This is a genomic window from Flectobacillus sp. BAB-3569 (assembly GCF_002270355.1).
Classification (GTDB): domain Bacteria; phylum Bacteroidota; class Bacteroidia; order Cytophagales; family Spirosomataceae; genus Flectobacillus; species Flectobacillus roseus.
Genome location: NZ_NJFZ01000006.1, coordinates 89,460 through 109,384, shown reverse-complemented (window position 1 = coordinate 109,384; position 19,925 = coordinate 89,460). Strand labels below are relative to the sequence as shown.

15 protein-coding genes are annotated in these 19,925 nt (G+C 38.3%); 9 read left to right on the top strand and 6 right to left on the bottom strand.

All coding sequences use genetic code 11. The annotated features are described in order from the left end of the window. Positions 1-116: 116 nt before the first annotated feature. From BWI92_RS06305 to BWI92_RS06285, 5 genes are all read right to left on the bottom strand, one after another. Positions 117-476, bottom strand: coding sequence for a cupin domain-containing protein (locus BWI92_RS06305; RefSeq protein ID WP_095161271.1), 360 nt, complete (start codon positions 474-476; stop codon positions 117-119). 139 nt (positions 477-615) lie between these two features. After that, positions 616-2,331 (bottom strand): GMC oxidoreductase, encoded by a 1,716-nt coding sequence (locus BWI92_RS06300; protein WP_095161270.1) that lies wholly within the window; start codon positions 2,329-2,331, stop codon positions 616-618. A gap of 177 nt (positions 2,332-2,508) precedes the next feature. Then, on the bottom strand, positions 2,509-3,114 hold the full coding sequence (locus BWI92_RS06295; RefSeq protein ID WP_095161269.1) for a gluconate 2-dehydrogenase subunit 3 family protein: 606 nt from the start codon (positions 3,112-3,114) through the stop codon (positions 2,509-2,511). A 414-nt stretch (positions 3,115-3,528) separates the two neighbouring features. Next, on the bottom strand, positions 3,529-5,250 hold the full coding sequence (locus tag BWI92_RS06290; RefSeq protein WP_095161268.1) for a GMC oxidoreductase: 1,722 nt from the start codon (positions 5,248-5,250) through the stop codon (positions 3,529-3,531). 186 nt (positions 5,251-5,436) lie between these two features. Next, on the bottom strand, positions 5,437-5,967 hold the full coding sequence (locus tag BWI92_RS06285) for a gluconate 2-dehydrogenase subunit 3 family protein (protein WP_095161267.1): 531 nt from the start codon (positions 5,965-5,967) through the stop codon (positions 5,437-5,439). Positions 5,968-6,339: 372 nt separating this feature from the next. Between BWI92_RS06285 and BWI92_RS06280 the strand changes: the two genes are divergently transcribed. From BWI92_RS06280 to BWI92_RS06240, 9 genes are all read left to right on the top strand, one after another. After that, positions 6,340-7,866, top strand: a complete 1,527-nt coding sequence (locus tag BWI92_RS06280) for a serine hydrolase (RefSeq protein WP_095161266.1) — start codon at positions 6,340-6,342, stop codon at positions 7,864-7,866. 514 nt (positions 7,867-8,380) lie between these two features. Then, positions 8,381-10,057, top strand: a complete 1,677-nt coding sequence (gene ilvD / locus BWI92_RS06275) for a dihydroxy-acid dehydratase (protein ID WP_095161265.1) — start codon at positions 8,381-8,383, stop codon at positions 10,055-10,057. A 234-nt stretch (positions 10,058-10,291) separates the two neighbouring features. Then, positions 10,292-11,587, top strand: coding sequence for a hypothetical protein (locus BWI92_RS06270; protein WP_095161264.1), 1,296 nt, complete (start codon positions 10,292-10,294; stop codon positions 11,585-11,587). Between the two features lie 68 nt (positions 11,588-11,655). Further along, a complete protein-coding gene (gene ilvB, locus BWI92_RS06265; protein ID WP_095161263.1) occupies positions 11,656-13,401 on the top strand; it encodes a biosynthetic-type acetolactate synthase large subunit in 1,746 nt (581 codons plus the stop codon). Between the two features lie 179 nt (positions 13,402-13,580). Then, on the top strand, positions 13,581-14,522 hold the full coding sequence (locus BWI92_RS06260) for an acyltransferase (RefSeq protein ID WP_095161262.1): 942 nt from the start codon (positions 13,581-13,583) through the stop codon (positions 14,520-14,522). A gap of 41 nt (positions 14,523-14,563) precedes the next feature. Continuing rightward, complete coding sequence (ilvN, locus tag BWI92_RS06255; protein ID WP_095161261.1) at positions 14,564-15,097, top strand: acetolactate synthase small subunit; 534 nt, start codon at positions 14,564-14,566, stop codon at positions 15,095-15,097. Positions 15,098-15,212: 115 nt separating this feature from the next. Next, entirely contained in the window at positions 15,213-16,256 is a 1,044-nt protein-coding gene (ilvC, locus tag BWI92_RS06250) for a ketol-acid reductoisomerase (RefSeq protein ID WP_095161260.1), read from the top strand. Positions 16,257-16,769: 513 nt separating this feature from the next. Beyond that, positions 16,770-18,032: a threonine ammonia-lyase IlvA gene (gene ilvA, locus BWI92_RS06245; protein ID WP_095161259.1), complete on the top strand. Its 1,263-nt coding sequence runs from the start codon at positions 16,770-16,772 to the stop codon at positions 18,030-18,032. 50 nt (positions 18,033-18,082) lie between these two features. Then, positions 18,083-18,754, top strand: coding sequence for a DUF3267 domain-containing protein (locus tag BWI92_RS06240; protein ID WP_095161258.1), 672 nt, complete (start codon positions 18,083-18,085; stop codon positions 18,752-18,754). 214 nt (positions 18,755-18,968) lie between these two features. On the opposite strand, the gene BWI92_RS06235 is transcribed toward BWI92_RS06240, so the two are convergent. After that, positions 18,969-19,904, bottom strand: a complete 936-nt coding sequence (locus tag BWI92_RS06235; RefSeq protein WP_095161257.1) for a hypothetical protein — start codon at positions 19,902-19,904, stop codon at positions 18,969-18,971. Positions 19,905-19,925: the final 21 nt, after the last annotated feature.

The following is a 19,925-nucleotide window of genomic DNA, read 5'->3' as shown; positions in this document are numbered from 1 at the left end:
ATAATCACTCATCCACTAATTCACAAATCACTCAATTAAATAGATTGCAAACTTCCATTCTAGGCTATTCTCTAACCTTTCCGATATCAACAATCACACATCCAAAAATCGAATAATTATTCTTCTCTGTTTACGGTATCAATTGAAAAGGCTGGCAGACATACGCTCCAGTATTCACAAGCCTCCTCAAAAGGGTTACTATATCTAACTCTACTTCCCTTTGTTATCAAGATACTTTGTCCTGCCGAAATCTCGATTACTTCGCCATCAACTTCAATCAGTTTTTTCCCTTTACTTACCAAAGTCCACTCGTCGAAAGCTGGATTTTGATGTGGCTCACTCCAACCAGATGGAGCAATCATGCGTGCAATACTGATATTTTCTTGTTGAGTAGCAACTCTTCCGAAATGTTCTTCGATGAGTTTACCGTCTGTAGTAGGCACTACAAAAGGTTTAGTTTGATGAATGTAACTCATATTGTTATTTTTTAGAAATAGAATCGAAACCTTAAGATTTGAGCAAAAGTACAAATTTAAGCTTTAGAACTGTGGGGCTATAAAACAAAAACGCCTCTTTCGAGGCGTTTTTGCAAAGATATGAATACACTTGTGGGTATTACAAGTTTTTCTTTTTCAATTCACTTACAGCGAAATCTGCTGCACGAGCAGTTAATGCCATATAAGTTAACGATGGGTTTACGCAAGAAGCCGAAACCATTGCTGCTCCATCTGTAACGAATACGTTTTTAACTGAATGAACTTGGTTGTGCTTGTTCAATACCGAAGTTTTAGGATCACGACCCATACGAGCAGTACCCATTTCGTGAATACCCAAACCAATGTGAGTTGATTGGCTATTGTAAGTACTGATATTTTTGAAACCAGCCGCTTCCAACATTTCGGCAGCATCATTCATCATATCTTCACGCATTTTCAATTCGTTTTGTCCAAATTCAGACTCGAATGAAAGTACTGGCAAGCCCCACTTATCTTTTTGGTCGCTCAAAGTGAAGCGGTTACTTTCATTTGGAAGGATTTCGCCAAAACCACCAAATCCAATTGACCATGAACCTGGTTGAGTTAAATCTTCTTTGAAAGAAGCACCGAAACCATCCATACCAACACCACGACCCCAACCTGCACGGCTAGCACCACCTTGGTATCCAAATCCACGAAGGTAATCACGTTTGTCTTTACCCCAGTTACGGAAACGAGGAATATACAAACCATTTGGACGGTTACCGAAGAAGTAATCTTCATTGAAACCTTCTACCGATGCACTAGCACCAACTCCCAAGTGGTGGTCCATAATGTTACGACCTAATTGATCGCTTTCATTACCCATACCTGTAGGGAAACGGTTAGATTTTGAATTCATCAAAATTGAAGCAGAAGGAATAGCTCCAGCATTCAAGAAGATGATTTTTGCATAGTATTCAGTAACAGCCAATGTATTTTGGTCAATTACACGAACACCTTTTGCTTTTTGTGTCTTATCATCAAAAATTACTTCAGATACAATAGCATTGTGAACCATTACCAATCGTTTTGTACGAGCTGCTGCTGGCAAAGTAGCCGATAATGAGCTAAAGTAACCACCATAAGGACAACCACGCATACACTTGTTACGGTATTGACAAGAACCACGACCAACAGCAGTATGTTGTGGGCCTGGCTTAGTCAAGTGAGCTACACGACCTACTGTAACAGGACGTCCCAATTTGCTTTTTACCGCATTTGTGAAGTGTGTTTCAGGAGCTGTCATTTTCATAGCTGGCAAGAAATGACTATCTGGTAATACATCCAAACCTTCTGCTTGACCAGAAATACCAGCAAATTTCTCTACATAAGTATACCAAGGAGCAAGGTCTTCATAACGAATTGGCCAGTCTACTCCAACGCCTTCTTTTAAGTTAGCTTCAAAATCCGCTTTGTTCCAACGATAAGACTGACGTCCCCACAACAAAGATTTACCACCTGTGTGATAAGCACGAATCCAGTCAAAACCACCTTTTTTCTCAATATAAGGGTTTTGCTTATCGTTTTCGAACAAATAGCGATGCTCTTCGTTGGCAGTATAACCAGTACGCATACCAGCCCAGTACTCTTCAGCAGCCATGTTTGTTGGACGACCACGGTGTGCAAAATCCCAAGGATCTTTCATTGCCGTTTCGTAACCTTCAATATGCTTGATTTCGCGACCACGCTCAAGTACTGCTACTCTCAAACCTTTTTCTGTTAATTCTTTGGCAGCCCAACCGCCCGAAATACCAGAACCAACAACAATTGCGTCGAAGGTTTGGTTTTTTACTGCATCTATATTAAGATTCATTGTATGTCTTCTATAAGTATTGAAAGAAATTAAATAAGTGAGTAAAATGAAATCTATTTTACCCGCATTAGGCTGTATGCTTTAGGCAATAACGTAAATATTTAACAAGATTTTACTCCATTTTTTGATACTTACGACTTCTTTCCGAAAGCCTAATAATGCCTTCTTGCATTGTTCTTAGTAAGCGAAAGCTTTTTGTCCTGGCTTCAATTTGATATTTTCAAATTTACCCGGAACTGGCTCATACACAAATGAAGCTTTTAAGCCTTGCTCAGAAGTATAATATCCAGTCAATGTAAGCTCCTTCATCAAACGCCAGAAAGGAACACCCATAGTGCCATCCATACTTTCTTTATCAACGTTATCACCAACTTTTACTTGCTTCACATTGTATTGTTTCATCAACTCTTTGGTATCTGATTCAAGCTGTTTCAATGTTGCAATTTGTTGATCTTTTGATTGAGATAAGAAGTTTTTCTTTTCTAAATCAGATACACCCGCCAAGAAGCTTTTATGCTCTGGTGCTTTGTAACAATCATTCAACATCATTTCAATGAATGCTGGAACTCCTGCATCTTTTGCACCCGGAGTGCTTGTTCTTGGAATGATATGCTCGGCTACTTCTGCTACTATTTTACGCTGAGTATCATTGAGGCTAAACGACTCAAGCGCCATAGAAGTGTTTTTAGCTTCACCTGCTCTGCTCATTGCCAAAAGGGTTGGTGCCGAAAGCGTCCCTCCTATCAATAAGGCAACTTTTGAGAGTGCGTCTCTTCTGTTCATTTTAAATCGGGATTTTGATATAGTATTTATAAATTAGTTTTTGTTCTTCCAACATACCGATGAGTTATATTGTTTTAAAACTCATTGTATCTTATTGAGAAAATAAAGATATTATATTTCCCATTCAACGCCAAAGACAAAACTTTATTTGAAAAGTTTTATTTTTTGCGAGTTTAAAGATAACCAATATTCGGCAATACTTTGCAAGGAATTGCCATGGAAATATCGCATTTTACCCTCAATGATGAGGTAAAATAGGGGTATATTGCCTTTTGGAAAAATCTTTTCTCAAATGTTCAGAGAAAAAAAGCTATTCACAATACCCCAACAAAAATCCCCAATACCTTGAACGATATTGGGGACTAGGATAAATAACATACGGATTTTACGAAAAACAAAATCTAATGCTTTATTCTACAAATTTTGCTTCTTCAATTCGTTTACAGCAAAATTGGCAGCACGAGCAGTCAAAGCCATATAAGTCAACGATGGGTTTACGCAAGACGCTGAAGTCATACAAGCACCATCGGTTACAAATACGTTTTTGATGGCATGCAATTGGTTGTTGCCATTTACTACCGAAGTTTTAGGGTCACGTCCCATACGAGCTGTTCCCATTTCGTGGATAGCCATACCTAAATATGAACCTCTGTCATATGTTTTTACATTTTTAACCCCAGCAGTTTCTAGCATTTCTTTGGCATCGTTCATCATATCGATACGCATTTTCTTCTCATTTTCTTTCAACTCGGCATCGAATACTACTACAGGGATTCCCCATTTGTCTTTCGTAGTTTTGTCAAGATACATGCGGTTTTCGTGGTATGGAAGAGTTTCGCCAAAACCACTCAAGCCCATCGACCATGGTCCGATACCACTTGCTTGTTCTTTGAAATCTGCTCCAAAACTCAATTCTGATACATTGCTAGCCCATGCGCCACGACCACGACCGCCACCGCCTTGATAGCCAAAGCCACGCAAGTAGTCTCGCTTGTCGCTACCGATGTTGCGGTAACGAGGTACATAGATACCATTGGCACGACGACCATAGTAATAGGTATCTTCGTCGCCTTCCCATGTACCCGATGCACCCACACGGAAGTGGTGATCCATCAAGTTATGACCTAATTCCCCTGAATCGTTGCCTAAGCCATTTGGAAAACGGTTAGACGTAGAGTTCAACATCAAGGCTGTGGTACCCAAAGCCGATGCACACAAGAATACTACTTTAGCGTAGTATTCGGTTGTTTGCATAGTTACAGAATCAATTACTCTTACTCCTGTTGCTTTCTTTTTATTTTCGTCATACAGAACCTCACTTACAATAGAGTCGGGGCGAAGCGTCAAACGACCCGTTTTCATACAAGCTGGCAAGGTCGAAGATTGTGTACTAAAATAAGCTCCATAAGGACAGCCCAACGAACATTTGTTGCGATACTGACAACCCGTACGACCAACACCCAACTGAGCCTGAGCAGCCTTAGATAAGTTGGCAACACGTCCGATAGTCATCACACGTCCTGGGTAATTTTTTTCGATACGCTTTCTTACCTCCTTTTCCACACAATACATATCCATTGGAGGCAAGAACTCGCTATCTGGCAATTGTGGCAATCCAAGTTTTTCACCCGAAATCCCTACAAATTTTTCCACATAAGAATACCAAGGAGCTACATCTTTGTAGCGAATAGGCCAGTCTACAGCAATACCATCTTTTAGGTTTGCTTCAAAGTCGAGGTCACTCAAGCGATATGATTGACGTCCCCACATGATAGATTTACCTCCTACAATATTAGGGCGATACCAGTCAAAACGTTTTTCTTCTTTATATAATGAGTCCGCATCGTTGAACCAGTATTTCTCCGTCATTTCATTGTACGGATAATCACGTATCAACTTTGGGTGTGTTTCCTTTTGCTCTACCGTAAGGCGACCATTGTATTTGGATTCCCAAGGGTCTTTCATGGCATTTTCATAACCCGTAACGTGCTCTAGGTTTTTACCTTTTTCGAGCATCAATACGCGCAAGCCTTTTTCGGTAAGTTCTTTGGCAGCCCAGCCACCTGTAATACCCGACCCAACTACAATAGCGTCGTAGGTATTGCCTTTTACGGCATCTATATTTAAGTAAGACATTGTTCTGATTAAGTTAAAATAGGAAACGATAAGTAATTGGGCAAAATTAGATTTAAGTTTTGAGTTTAGGCAACAGGCACTAGGCAAAGAGTATTTAGTTGTTTTTTAATGTTTTTACCGAATGCCCAAAGCTGAAAGCCGAAAGCTCAAAGCAACATCTTAAATTTTATTTTGAGTAGTAATTTTTTACAAAGCCCAAGCTTTTTGACCAGGTTTTAGAGGAACACAACCCTCAAAGCGCCCAGGAATTGGAAGATATTCTAAAGCTTTAGTAGCGCCAATTTCTGAAGTAAAGTAGCCTGTTACAGTCAACTCTTTCATTTTCAAGAAAAACGGCTTGTTGTCTACAGTGGTTTGCTTCACCATTTCGTTTTTCTGCGAGGTATCTAAATCACTGAACCCTTTGCCAAATTTGGTTTTACTATCGGCATCTAGTTTAGACAAACCTTCGTAAAATGACTTTTGCTCTTCTTTAGTATAGCAATCTCTTACTACACGTACGATAAATTTCTCTACTCCTGCAGCTTTTGCTCCCGGCGTATTGGTTGTAGGAATAATAATGTCTGCTACTTCGGCCAACAGGGATTCTTGGTCCAAAGTCACTCTAAGGCTCTCACCTGTATAGGTTTTTTCGCCCATTACACCAGCCATCACTGGAGCAGATATAGCACCTCCTAAAAGGATGGCCACATGCTGAAGTGCATCTCTACGGTTCATAGTTTTACAAATTAATAAATTGAATAGTTGAGTTTGATTTGTATTTGAGAACTGCCTTGACCTAGCAGCTTCTGGTCATTGGTAAGTGCGTTTTGAAAAATTCTAAACTTTAGGATGTTACCTAAATCACCCTCCTGAAAGTCTTCGAATACATCTATTTTTTCATTAAAACAGACAATTTTGTCGATTAATCAAAGTTATTGAATTTCTTTCAGAAATAGCACCTTTCTTGTGTGGTCAAAGTATCATTTCGATACTTTTTACTACCAATCATGTCAAATATTCGACATATATATGAAATTATTAGCCCAATTAAAGAGGGACTCGTAAATTTAATATACTCTTTACAAGTAAATTAATTGATAATCAAGCATGAAAAAACTTCTTTACTCCATCGTACTTGGAATTATACTCTCATTTATAGGACAAGTTTCCTACGCCCAAAAAGTTTCAAAGCTAAGCGAAACCGAATTGGCCTTGCATAACATGCAGGGGAAAATTTATGGCTGGATGACAGAGTGGAAAGTACCAGGATGTGCAATCAGTATCGTAAAAGACGGTCAGGTGTTATGGTCTGTAGGCCTAGGACAAAAAAATACTACAACCAAACAAACTGTTACCCCTCAAACCCTATTTCCTATAGCCTCATGTAGTAAATCTTTTACGGCAGCAGCTATGGCTATTTTGGTAGATGAAGGAAAAGTAGACTGGAACAAACCCGTCAAATACTATTTGCCAGACTTTGAATTAAATGATACAGAAGCTGAGCACACTGTTATGGTAAAAGATTTGCTTTCGCACAGAACAGGCTTGCCTCGTCATGATTTTGTATGGCTGTACAGCTCGCTTGATAGAAAAGCAATTTTTAAAAGTTTAAAATATCTTACACTTAGTAAAAAGCCTTACGAACAGTATCAATACAACAATTTGATGTATATGGTAGCGGGAGTTTTGATAGAAAGAGTCAGTGGCATGACTTGGGAAAAATTTGTAGAAGAGCGCCTCCTCAAACCACTCAAAATGAATCAAACGGTATTAACCTACCCTGAATTATTCAAATCTACCGACTATGCCAAGTCATATCGCAAACAAGAAGAGCAATTAGTAGAGGCTGGTTTTGGAAGCAATGTAGATGCCATCGGACCAGCAGGTGCTGTAAAATCTAATGCCGAGGATATGAGTCATTGGCTTTTGATGCAATTACAACAGGGCAAATATGAGAGCCAACAGATTATTTCTAGTAAAAGCCTAAAAGAAAATCATATCCCTTTAACCGTGGTATATCCAACCGAAGCCAAATATCCCGAATTAGGGTTTACGACTTATGGGATGGGATGGAACCAAAATGTTTATCGTGGAGCTCAGAGGCTCCAACATAATGGTTCGATTGAAGGGTTTCGTTCGCAAATGACGCTTTTCCCCAACAATAATATAGGCATATTTATTACTACCAACAGCAGCGCCGCCGATTACTACTTCGTCAATGTTGTGACAAACAGCCTTACAGATATGCTTTTTAACCTTCCTGAAATAGACTGGAATGGTCGTATGAAGCAGGAAAAAGCTGACGTAGTTTTTGCAGAAGAAAAGAAAATGAAAGAGCAAAATGCCAATAGAATATTGTTTGCATCGATGTCACACAACATTGATAATTACACTGGAATTTATGAACATCCAGCTTATGGAATCTTGCAAATTTACAAATCTGATAAAGGGCTTATGGCCAAATATCATAACCAAACAATAGAATTAGTTCACTTTCATTATGATTACTTTTTAGGAAAAGATATGCTCGACAATATGCCAATTCAATTTATGACCAACTTCAAAGGTGCCATTGATCAAGTACAAATTGACTTCCCTAATGCAGGAATTATCCAGTTTTTGAAGAAGCAATAAATTACCCAAAAACAATAGCGAAATTTCGCTAAATACATTTTGTGTATTTTTTTCAATAAAAATATTATTTCAAAAGAGGGAATCGAAACAGAATTTTATACTATAAATTGAAAAAAAACTGTTTTAAATCACTAAAAATGAATCAAAATTCCCAAAATTAAAATTGGTATAAGTATTTATTACTAAAATTTTATTTGGTATTTTCTTGCATTTAAAAAATATACCTCTGTATATTTGTAAAGTACTAACAAAAACATCAGCGAAATTTCGCTAATTTTTTATGAAAGTTTCTGGATTTGTAAATATCATTCTCGTTCTCGTGATTCTCCGCTGTGAAGTGTGAGACGGGCTTTTATGTATATAATTGAAAAGACCTTTCTCACACACTGAGAAAGGTCTTTTGCTGTCCAGAAATATCGAACTTAAAATAAGTCAAAAAATAGAAGAATAATACAAACCCTCTGACTCGTGTTTTCTATCCTGTCGGGCAGAGTCTAAAGCATCTTTTCAAGTTATGGAACTGAACAAATTCTCAAAAACACTGACTCAAGAAGTAACCAACCCTGCAGCCAAAGCCATGCTTTATGGAATTGGTCTTACTAGCGAAGATATGCAAAAAGCACAAATCGGTATTGCTAGTACAGGTTATGAAGGAAACACATGTAATATGCACCTAAACGGATTGTCGGTACATGTGAAAAAAGGTGTTCAAGAGAACGGAATGGTAGGTTTGATTTTCCATACAATTGGCGTATCAGATGGTATGACCAACGGTAACAACGGGATGTCATACTCATTGCCATCACGTGATTTGATTGCAGATTCAATCGAAAACGTAGTAGGTGCCCAATGGTACGACGGTGTAATCGCAGTAGTAGGTTGTGACAAGAACATGCCAGGAGCCATGATGGCATTGGCTCGTTTGAACCGTCCGGGTATGTTGGTATATGGTGGTACAATTCGTACTGGAGAATATAAAGGTCAAAAATTAGATATCGTTTCGGCATTTGAAGCTTTGGGTAAAAAGTTCGCAGGCAATATCTCTGACGAGGATTATGAAGGTGTTATTCGTAACGCTATCCCAGGCGCTGGTGCTTGTGGTGGTATGTACACGGCTAACACGATGGCATCGTCGATGGAGGCTATGGGTTTGACATTGCCTAACTCTTCTTCATACCCAGCTACGCACGAAGGCAAAAAAGCTGAATGTTTGGCTATTGGTGCAGCAATGAAAAACTTATTGGAGCAAAATATTTGCCCAAGAGATATCATGACTCGTAAAGCCTTCGAAAACGCGCTTACCATGGTAATGGCAATGGGAGGCTCAACAAACGCTGTATTGCACTATTTGGCAATCGCTCGCGCTGCTGAAGTTGAATTTACGTTAAAAGATATTCAAGCTATTTCTGACCGCACTCCGCTAATTGCAGATTTGAAACCTTCTGGTAAGTATTATATGGAAGATATGCTTTCAATCGGTGGTGTTCCTGCATTAATGAAATACTTATTGAAAGAGGGGTTTTTACATGGCGATTGTATGACTGTAACAGGCAAAACAATTGCTGAAAACTTAGCTGATGTTCCTGAATTGGATTTTGATTCACAAAAAATCATTCAGCCTTTGACAAGTCCAATCAAGCCAACAGGTCACTTGCAAGTATTGTTTGGTAACTTGGCAACGGGTGGTGCTGTAGCAAAAATTACAGGTAAAGAAGGTGAACGTTTTGAAGGTATTGCTAAGGTTTGTGAGCGTGAAGAAGAAGTAATCGAATACTTATCAAAAGGAGAAATTAAAGAGGGTCAGGTAGTAGTAATCCGCAACGAAGGTCCTAAAGGTGGCCCGGGTATGCCAGAAATGTTGAAACCAACTTCGGCTATCATGGGTGCAGGTTTGGGCAACAAAGTAGCGATGATCACAGACGGTCGTTTCTCAGGTGGAACACACGGATTCGTTGTAGGTCACGTAACACCAGAAGCACAGGTAGGTGGCAATATTGCATTGGTAAAAGATGGCGATTTGATTACGATTGATGCAGTTAATAATATTCTTCATTTACACGTATCTGACGAAGAATTGGCAGAACGTCGTAAAAGCTGGGCTCCATCTGAATCACCATTCAAACAAGGTGTTTTACGCAAATATGTGAAAAACGTAGCTTCAGCAAGTGAGGGTTGTGTAACAGATTTATAAATAGTTAAGCCATTGGACTCAGCTATGTCCAATGGCTTACTTTTCCAATAAAAGCAAGTCGTAGGCTTTTATTAAGCTTAAATACGATAACACCTTGAAAACTAAAAGACCGTAAGTTATTTTACTCGACGAGTATGAAAGATCTGTAAATGAAGGTATACAGATGACATATTCAATGTAAAGTTTACAGCCTTTACCTTCATCCACATCACTAACACGATACAATTAAAATTTATGAACCTTAGTAATAAGGGGCAATGGCAAACATTAAACCTAAAGTGGTGGAGTGTATTGCTGATTTTGTTCCCAATCTTGCTCTATTACACATGGGTTTGCTTTTGGGGAATCGACTGTCCACAACTAGACGATTTCGCTGTATTGACCACAATAGTTGATATTAACAAAGCTATAACCCTAAAGGAGGAATTAGAAATCTGGTTTACTCCGCACAATGAACATAGAATCGTATTTACAAGGCTAATCTTTTGGTTAGTAGGTACAACAGACAACGGAGCTGTTGATATATACAAAGTATTATTGATTGGTAATCTTACCTTAATAGGTCTTGCTAGTATTTTCTATCGAGCAATTTGTCAGATGCAACAATCATGGGTATATGCACTAGCTATAAGTTATACGTTGTTTCAAATGCAATTTTTCGAAAATACGTTCTTTGGTATGGCAGCTGTCCAAAATATTGGAATATATCTATGGCTAGGATTAAGTTGTTGGAATATCGCACAAGTACCTCAATGTTCAAAAAAGTTACTCTGGGCATTTGTATTTGGCATTTTTGCCACTTTTACTTCTGGTAATGGTATGGTTGTCTTTCCAGCTGGAGCTATTACCTTATGGATTGCAGGTTCAAGAAAAGCTAGCATAATTTGGACTATTGGCGGATTTATCGTCATATTAATCTATTTATCTGGCGTACAACATCAAAGTCACAACTCTAGTCCAGTACAAATACTTCAAGGCTCAATGGGGTATTTAGGAAGTTTGACAGGTGTAAGTACAGGAAAATGGATTCCTATAATTGCAGGTTCTATAATAGTAATGATCGGAATAATACTAAATCTAAATTTAGTATTTGCTCAATTCATATCAATTCAGGTCTTTTCGAAACCTGTACAGCTTTTTCTATTTGCCTTTTTTATTGCAATGATAGCGACAGGTTGTATGATTTCAATGAACAGAGATGTAGTTTTAGCCATTTCAACGCCAAGGTACAAAATAGGCTCGGCAGTAGTTGGATGCTTAATCATATTAATGATTGCTAACACTAGAATTAGCCAACATTTTAGTTATCTGATTGGTCTTGCCTGTGCCGTTGGTAGTAGTCTTTTTTGCTTTATGACTTACTACAAAATGACACCGATTATAAAAGCAAACCAATTGGTATATCTAAGCAATATCCAAGCATTTAGACAAAAAACTTTAGGTCAAGCTCATCCTCCTATTCTTTTTGAGAAGGAATGGTATGAAGTCTGGAAAGCAGGAAAATGGGATTTTCCTGAAAATAAGAACTAAACAAAACCACAAAAACGAGAATTAGCATTCAACTCTTCGGAGTTCAACATTTTAATTACAAAAATCGCATGGCAGCACAGACACAAACCATGACCGCAGAACCCAAAGCAAAAGAAACAGAACAGTTTCTTACGGGCGCGCAGGCCATAATGCAATCTTTAGTCGAGCAAGGTGTTGATACAATCTTCGGCTATCCGGGTGGCGCCATCATGCCTACTTATGATGCGCTTTATGATTATCAAGATAGACTCAAGCACATTCTGGTGCGCCATGAGCAAGGTGCAGGTCACGCAGCACAAGGTTATGCTCGTATGACAAACCGTGCAGGTGTCGCAATGGTGACTTCTGGTCCGGGAGCAACTAACCTCATGACTCCTATTGCTGATGCCATGCTAGACTCTACCCCAATGGTTTGTATTGTGGGTCAAGTAAAAGGCAATTTGTTAGGTACTGATGCTTTCCAAGAATGTGATATCATTGGTATTTCAATGCCTATTACAAAATGGAACTACCAAGTGGTAGATGCCAATGAGATTCCAGAAATTATTGCAAAAGCATTTCATATTGCAGAAGCTGGTCGTCCAGGTCCTGTATTGATTGATATTACTCGTACAGCACAAACTGATAAAATGACGAAGCCTTTCCACTATCCAAAATCAGTGGATATTATTAGCTATCGTCCTCGTACTGTACCTAAGCAAGAACATGTTGAGGCAGCAGCCAAATTAATTAATGCAGCTCAAAAGCCTTATATCTTGGCTGGTCATGGAGTATTGTTGGCCGATGCTCAAGATGAGTTAAAGGCGTTTATTGAAAAAACTGGAATTCCTGTAGCAACAACGTTGTTGGGTATGTCGGCAGTTGATGCTGATCACCCTTTATATGTAGGCTGGCCAGGTATGCACGGTAACTACGGTGCAAACGTATTAACTAATGAATGTGACGTGCTTATTGCTATTGGTATGCGTTTTGACGACCGCATTACAGGTGATTTGAATACTTATGCGAAGCAAGCTAAAGTAATCCATATCGAAATTGACCCTGCAGAAATCAATAAAAACGTATTTGCCGATGCACCAGTTGTGGGCGATGCGAAAGAAGCTTTGAAAGCGTTGATTCCTTTAGTAAACCAAAACTCTTTCCCTGAATGGCGTGCTGAGTTTGCTAAATACGATGCTATCGAATACGAAAAAATCACGAAGAAAGATATTTTCCACGACGGCGACCAAATCAAAATGGGTGAAGCAGTAGTAATGCTTTCTGAGAAAACAAAAGGTGAGGCCGTGACAGTTACCGACGTTGGTCAGCACCAAATGATTTCAAATCGTTATTATCGTTTCAAAAAGCCATTCTCAAGTGTAACTTCAGGTGGTGCTGGAACCATGGGTTTTGCACTTCCAGCGGCATTTGGTGCTAAAGTTGGTGCTCCAGACCGTGAAGTAGTAGCAATTATCGGTGATGGTGGTTTCCAGATGACTCTTCAAGAGCTGGGAACAATTGCTCAAAGTGGCTTACCTGTTAAAATCATCATTCTGAACAATAATTTCCTTGGAATGGTACGCCAGTGGCAACAGTTATTCTTCGACAGACGCTATTCATTTGTAGAATTACAAAACCCTGATTTTATCACGATCGCAAAAGGATTTGGTATTGCAGGACACACCGTTTCTGATCGTGCTCAACTTTCAGAATCACTAGACACTTTGTTGAACTCAGATAAACCTTATTTGCTTGAAATTATCTGTGAAAAAGAAGAAAACGTGTTCCCAATGGTACCAGCTGGTACATGTGTTACTAATGTAATTTTAGAGTAAAAGAAGTGGTATCACTTCTTTTACTAATATCATATTTCATTAAAGTACAGGCTATTTGTATATTTGAAAATTAAATAGTAAGTCCATTTAACAACTGTATAAATGAAATTTGAAAGTCTAAGAGAACAAGTTTACAATAAAAGTCAGATACATTCTGTGCAAATGCTGAGAGGAATAGCGTGTTTAGCAGTGTACTTTGTTCATTTTTTTCAGAACAAAAATTACTTCCAGCAAGCAAATTATTAGTAAAAGCATCAGAATATGGATACTTAGGCGTTCAAGTTTTTTTTGTGATTTCAGGGTTTATCATACCACTATCTATGTATAGAAATAAGTATGATATTCAAAACTTTGGTAATCTATTCAAAAGACGACTCGTTCGAATTGAATTACCATATGTGGCTTCTATTGCGCTATTAGTGCTTTTAAAGCTTATTGAGCATTTTGTTTATAGAAACAAACCTCTTGATCTTGATTGGACCACGGTGTTACTCAATATTGGTTATCTCAATGTTTTTTGGGGTAAAGAGTTCATTAATCATGCATATTGGACACTGTTTGTAGAATTACAATTTTACTTATACATAGGATTGTTTTTCGGATTAATAACGAACAAAAACTTTTGGATTAGGCACGTTGCATATTTGCTACTATTTGGACTTAATTATTGGTGGGTTGGGAGCTTATTTTTTCACTCTCATATCCTCATATTTATGGTTGGCATTTTTGCATTTCAGTATGTCATTAGAATTATAGAATTACCTGAAATGCTGATTGGGTCTGCTTTTGTATTAATCCTAAATTATTACTGGCTCAGCCAAATCTTACATTTAGATACGGCTATTCCAATTACATTAGCAACAATCTTTGCCATCGGTTTTATTTTTTTTATAAAAAAGCAAATAAGTGTCTTAGACTTTTTAGGAAAAATCTCTTTCTCTTTATATCTAATACATGTACCAGTTACAGTTGCATTATTGCCGATTTTAGAGCCATATATCCATAGACCAAGTTTAATCCTAGTATACAGAATAGGCGTTTTAATTAGTACAATAGGTATAGCTTATATCTACTATCGAATTATAGAAAAGCCAGCTATGAGTCTTTCTCGTAAAGTTTAAAATAGACTTACTTAGCTAAAACATTTGACTAGCAATAACTCATGAAAACAACATACACGTTATCCATATTTACTTCCAATACCATCGGTTTGCTCAACCGTATTACGATTATCTTTACTCGTAGACGCTTGAACATCGAATCGTTGACCGTATGTGAAACCGAGCGCGTAGGTGTATCTCGTTTTACTATCGTTATCCGTCACGATTCGCGCGAGGCTGTTGAAAAACTCGTTCGCCAAATCCGTAAGGTAGTCGATGTATTAGCGGTATTTGGATACCTTGACCACGAAATCGTTTTCAACGAAATCGCCCTTTTCAAAATCGCAACACCACTAGGGGGTACTCCTTTGAACATCAAAGAAATCAACCTTGACTGGAATGCAAAAGTTGTACACTGGGGTCTTGATTATGTAGTAATCGAGAAAAATGGTACAGAACAAGAAATCTCAGAATTTTATGAATATATCAAAAACTGGGAAATTCTTGAATACTTAAAATCAGGTCGTGTGGCTGTTGGTAAAACAGAAAAAGGCTTGGTAGAATACCTTCCAGAAGGCAACTGGGAAGTGGTGTAAGTTAGGAGTGTTGAGTTGTGAGTGTTGAGTATCTATCTTCCAACCTCAATCATCCAATATTTATCATTCGTAAATAATTTTCAGTAAAACATAATTCCAAAAAACAAATCAAATCATGGCACAAATTAATTTTGGCGGAGTGGTAGAGGATATCGTGACTCGTGAGGAGTTCCCATTAGAAAAAGCAAGAGAAGTATTGGCTAATGAAACTATCGCTGTAATTGGATACGGTGTACAAGGTCCTGGTCAAGCTTTGAACATGAAAGATAACGGCTTGAACGTAATCGTTGGTCAACGTAAAGGTAAAACTTATGACAAAGCTGTAGCTGACGGTTGGGTTCCAGGTGAAACTTTGTTCGAAATCGAAGAAGCTTTAGAAAAAGGTACTATCATTTGCTACTTGCTTTCAGATGCTGCTCAAATCGAATTGTGGCCAACTGTTAAGAAATATTTGACTGCTGGAAAATCATTGTATTTCTCTCACGGATTCGGTATCACTTACAAAGAGAAAACTGGTATCGTTCCTCCTGCAGATGTTGACGTATTCTTGGCAGCTCCTAAAGGTTCAGGTACTTCTCTTCGTCGTTTGTTCGTAGAAGGTAAAGGTTTGAACTCTTCTTTCGCTGTTTACCAAGATGCTACTGGTAAAGCTCGTGAGAAATGTATCGCTATGGCTATCGGTGTAGGTTCAGGTTATTTGTTCGAAACTGACTTCTACAAAGAAGTAACTTCTGACTTAACTGGTGAGCGTGGTACTTTGATGGGTGCTATCCAAGGTATCTTTGCTGCTCAATACGAAGTATTGCGCGAAAACGGTCACTCTCCATCTGAAGCATTCAACGAAACAGTTGAAGAGTTAACTCAATCTTTAATGCCATTAGTAGCTGAAAACGGTATGGACTGGATGTACGCTAACTGCTCTACAACAGCTCAACGTGGTGCTTTGGACTGGTGGAGACCTTTCAAAGAAGCTACTAAGCCTGTATTCGCTCAATTGTACAACTCTGTAAAAACTCAAGCTGAAGCTGAGCGTTCTATCACTTTGAACTCTCAACCTGACTACCGCGTGAAGTTGGAAGCTGAATTAGAAGAGCTTCGTGAGTCTGAAATGTGGAGAGCTGGTGCAGCTGTACGTAGCCTTCGTCCAGAAAGAAACTAGTTCTTTAATTTGAGGAATTTGAAGGCTTAAAATCTTCATTATTGTTCAAACTGGCTATAACAATGAGTGAGTAATGGATTGCTATCTATTATTCACTCATTTGTGTTTTAGAAAAGCACGAAAGTTATTGCTAGTTGTAAGAATACAATCAGAAGGAATTCTAACTATTGCGGATTTCTGATTTCGGAAATAAAGTAAAATACCTTTGCTTTTTGCAAAATATAGAAGTTTACACTTCCGAAATCCAACATCCGATATCCGAAATAGGTACTTCGTTCACTGCTAATTCATGATTCACCATTCAGTCACTTAATGATGAGTTGCGAATGATGAATTGTGAATATAAATCTAATAATCAACGACTTACATTCACAATTCATCATTCATAATTCACAATTGTTCTCTCATTATCCCCCATATTTAATCTATCAAGTAAAAGAATTTATTAAATTGATACTGTTGAAGTCTAACGGATACACTGTTAACTGATAATCTTTTACCTACAACAATTTTATGAATACACGAACAGCACAATTTCCTTCGCTCGAAAGCATCTATGATGCGGCAGAATGCCTCCGTGGCGTGGCTTCTCACACGCCTTTGATGGAAAATCTTATTTTGTCAGAACGTTATCAGGCTAATATTTTCTTGAAACGCGAAGACCTCCAAATTGTGCGTTCTTACAAAATTCGTGGAGCCTACAACAAAATGGTAAAGTTATCGAAAGAGGCTCTCAATAAAGGTGTTGTATGTGCCAGTGCAGGTAATCATGCTCAAGGTATGGCCTATGCCTGCCATAAAATGAAGGTGAAGGGTACAGTTTTTATGCCTACTACAACCCCAAATCAAAAGATTAAATCCGTGAAAATGTTTGGTCGTGAACATATCGATATTCAGTTGGTTGGCGATACCTATGACGATGCTTCCAATGCGGCCAAAATCTACTGTGAGCAACAAAATGCTACTTACGTGCATCCATTCGATGATATGGACGTTATTGCAGGACAAGGCACGGTTGGTTTAGAGATTTTTAAGGATGCCGATGTCAAAATAGATTATATTCTTTTGGCTATCGGTGGCGGTGGTGTTGCGGCTGGCACATCTACGGTATTTAAACAACTTTCTCCACATACCAAAATCATTGGGATTGAGCCACAAGGGGCACCATCTATGAAAGCAAGTATCAATGCTGGGCATGTGGTAGAATTGGAAACGATCGACAAATTTGTGGACGGAGCAGCTGTAAAGCGTGTAGGCGATAAAACCTTCGAAATCTGTAAGCAAACCCTCGATGATATCATTGTGGTACCTGAAGGAAAGGTATGCACCACTATTTTAGAATTATATAACGAATCGGCGATTGTAGCAGAGCCAGCGGGTGCTTTGACAATTGCTGCTTTGGATTTTTTACAAGAAGAAATAAAAGGTAAAAATGTAGTATGCTTGGTGTCGGGAGGCAACAATGATATTACTCGTACCGAAGAAATAAAAGAGCGTTCTTTACTTTACGAAGGATTGAAACATTACTTTATTATTCGTTTTCCGCAACGTGCTGGAGCATTGAGAAATTTCCTTAATAATGTATTGGGCGAAAACGATGATATTACCCATTTTGAATACCAAAAGAAAACCAACCGTGAGTCTGGACCTGTTTTGCTTGGCATTGAGTTAAAATACAAAGAAGATTTTGACCCTCTTCTTATGCGTATGGAGGAAAATAAAATCCAATACCAATTACTCAACGAAAAACCAGATTTATTTACATTTTTGGTCTAATCGTACTTATTATCTTGTCCAATTATAAACTCATAACTTGTATAATCCTTATGGCTCAACGTCCAACACCCGAAGAATTACAAAACAACAAGGAGTTTGAATTGATAGATGCTTTTCATATTGATGAAATGGGTACATTCTTGGCAAGAGAGATGAGTGCAGGAACAGATACCAGCACCGATAGACCTCTTTCAAGATATCTTCCTTTGGTGTTATTGATGCTTTTAGGAGCTTTGGTAGGATACGGCTTAGTGAGCATCATTCCAGCAGCATTTAGAGGTGATTTACACGGTTTGAGCTCATTGTTTGGTGGAGTTCTATTATTCTTTGTATTACTATTACCTGTACACGAGCTTATTCATGGAGCTGTATTTAAAATATTAGGCGCACCAAAGATAGGTTTTGGTTGGAGTTGGAAAGGCATGATGGCGTATGCATATGCTCAGAAATTTGCGATAAATCTCAAGGAGCTTATTTGGTTAGCCATTATGCCTTTTGCCATTATTACTCCTTTATTGATAGCTTCTATTTTTCTTTTTCCCGCTTGGCAATTTACGACTATCCTCTTATTGGCGCTTCACACCATGGGCTGCATAGGCGATTTTATGTTGGTAAAATATGCCCTTCGCAATAAACATCGTGAAATATATACCTACGATGATATTGAGGAAAAAGGCGAGTCGTATTTTTATGAAAAAGTAGCGGAAAAATACAAATATTAGCATTGGGCTATCGGCTTTCAGCATGAGGCTTCATAGATATGTTTCCTAACTATTAGTCCTAATTCTGCACTAATACACTTCGGGTTATAATCCGTAGGCATAAAGTAAAAAAGCTTCTTTGAATTCATGGGAGTTTTTTACCGAAAGCCCATTGCTGAAAGTCGAAAGCCAAATTGTGCTTGCCTAATGCCTACGGCTTATAGCCTAGCGCATATTAATAATTACTCAAAAACTGCACGACATATTCCCTTGATTTGAGCACTTGCTTATGAAACTCTAATTGTTTGGTTGCTTTTTTAATGGAATTCATTTCAGTAATAATACTAATATCCATCGTTTTGTAATTACCTTTTCCAAACTGCCAATATGCTCCTGTCTGAATATCTTTTAATTCTTTTTCCAAAAACAAAATCTGCTTAATCAAAATCTTGTTATAACGCTTGAGTTGTGGTTCGACAAAAGTCTGAGGCTTTTCTTGTTCCGTAATCAGCGTCATTCGAAGCTTCAATAATTCATAAAGGTCGTTTTTGGAATAAGCCTCTGTAATTAAGTGCATCAATTTAGTTTTACGAAGCTTTTCCTCCTCGTCCGATTCCAAATCTGGGTGAAATTCCTTTACTAATTCCATATAAATCGAACGAGCGGTTTTGTTGGTAATGGGTGGTAAAGTTTCTTCGACTCGCTCAAAAATGCGATTATCTTGCTCGTTCCATTCTTCAGGAATATCTTCTTCATCGTCCTCCTCTTCTGATGGCATATCTACTTCTTGAGAATCTGAAATGAGATATTCTTGGTATTTCTCGTACAAAGGCTGTAAATGTTGTAGACCCGAGGCCAACAACTGACTGACCATTGTGGCAATATAGAAGCCAAGTTTATAATTTTCCTCTTCAGTCAAGCGTCCATAATGTGAGTCCAAAATCAGGAGCATATCTCCCAATCGTTGGTTATATTTTCGGTGCAGAGGAGCAATATCTTTGGCAACTTGAACTTCTACAGCACGCTCAAAGGCTTTGGCTTCGGCAACTTCTACTTTGAGTGCTTCCAGCCGTTTGAGGTTTTGTACAAATTGCTTTTGTAGCTTGCTAGTAACTTTATCAAAGGTTTGAGAAGCAATCAAACCTTCATAACGGGTAATGTGATTGGACATGTATTTGGGTACAATAAATTA

Bases quoted from the DNA above. Each gene is read 5' to 3' on its own strand.
- BWI92_RS06300 (WP_095161270.1), bottom strand. From the start codon at position 2,331: ATGAATCTTAATATAGATGCAGTAAAAAACCAAACCTTCGACGCAATT.
- BWI92_RS06295 (WP_095161269.1), bottom strand. From the start codon at position 3,114: ATGAACAGAAGAGACGCACTCTCAAAAGTTGCCTTATTGATAGGAGGG.
- ilvN (WP_095161261.1), top strand. From the start codon at position 14,564: ATGAAAACAACATACACGTTATCCATATTTACTTCCAATACCATCGGT.
- ilvC (WP_095161260.1), top strand. From the start codon at position 15,213: ATGGCACAAATTAATTTTGGCGGAGTGGTAGAGGATATCGTGACTCGT.
- BWI92_RS06285 (WP_095161267.1), bottom strand. From the start codon at position 5,967: ATGAACCGTAGAGATGCACTTCAGCATGTGGCCATCCTTTTAGGAGGT.
- ilvD (WP_095161265.1), top strand. From the start codon at position 8,381: ATGGAACTGAACAAATTCTCAAAAACACTGACTCAAGAAGTAACCAAC.
- BWI92_RS06270 (WP_095161264.1), top strand. From the start codon at position 10,292: ATGAACCTTAGTAATAAGGGGCAATGGCAAACATTAAACCTAAAGTGG.
- ilvB (WP_095161263.1), top strand. From the start codon at position 11,656: ATGGCAGCACAGACACAAACCATGACCGCAGAACCCAAAGCAAAAGAA.
- ilvA (WP_095161259.1), top strand. From the start codon at position 16,770: ATGAATACACGAACAGCACAATTTCCTTCGCTCGAAAGCATCTATGAT.
- BWI92_RS06305 (WP_095161271.1), bottom strand. From the start codon at position 476: ATGAGTTACATTCATCAAACTAAACCTTTTGTAGTGCCTACTACAGAC.
- BWI92_RS06280 (WP_095161266.1), top strand. From the start codon at position 6,340: ATGAAAAAACTTCTTTACTCCATCGTACTTGGAATTATACTCTCATTT.
- BWI92_RS06235 (WP_095161257.1), bottom strand. From the start codon at position 19,904: ATGTCCAATCACATTACCCGTTATGAAGGTTTGATTGCTTCTCAAACC.
- BWI92_RS06240 (WP_095161258.1), top strand. From the start codon at position 18,083: ATGGCTCAACGTCCAACACCCGAAGAATTACAAAACAACAAGGAGTTT.
- BWI92_RS06290 (WP_095161268.1), bottom strand. From the start codon at position 5,250: ATGTCTTACTTAAATATAGATGCCGTAAAAGGCAATACCTACGACGCT.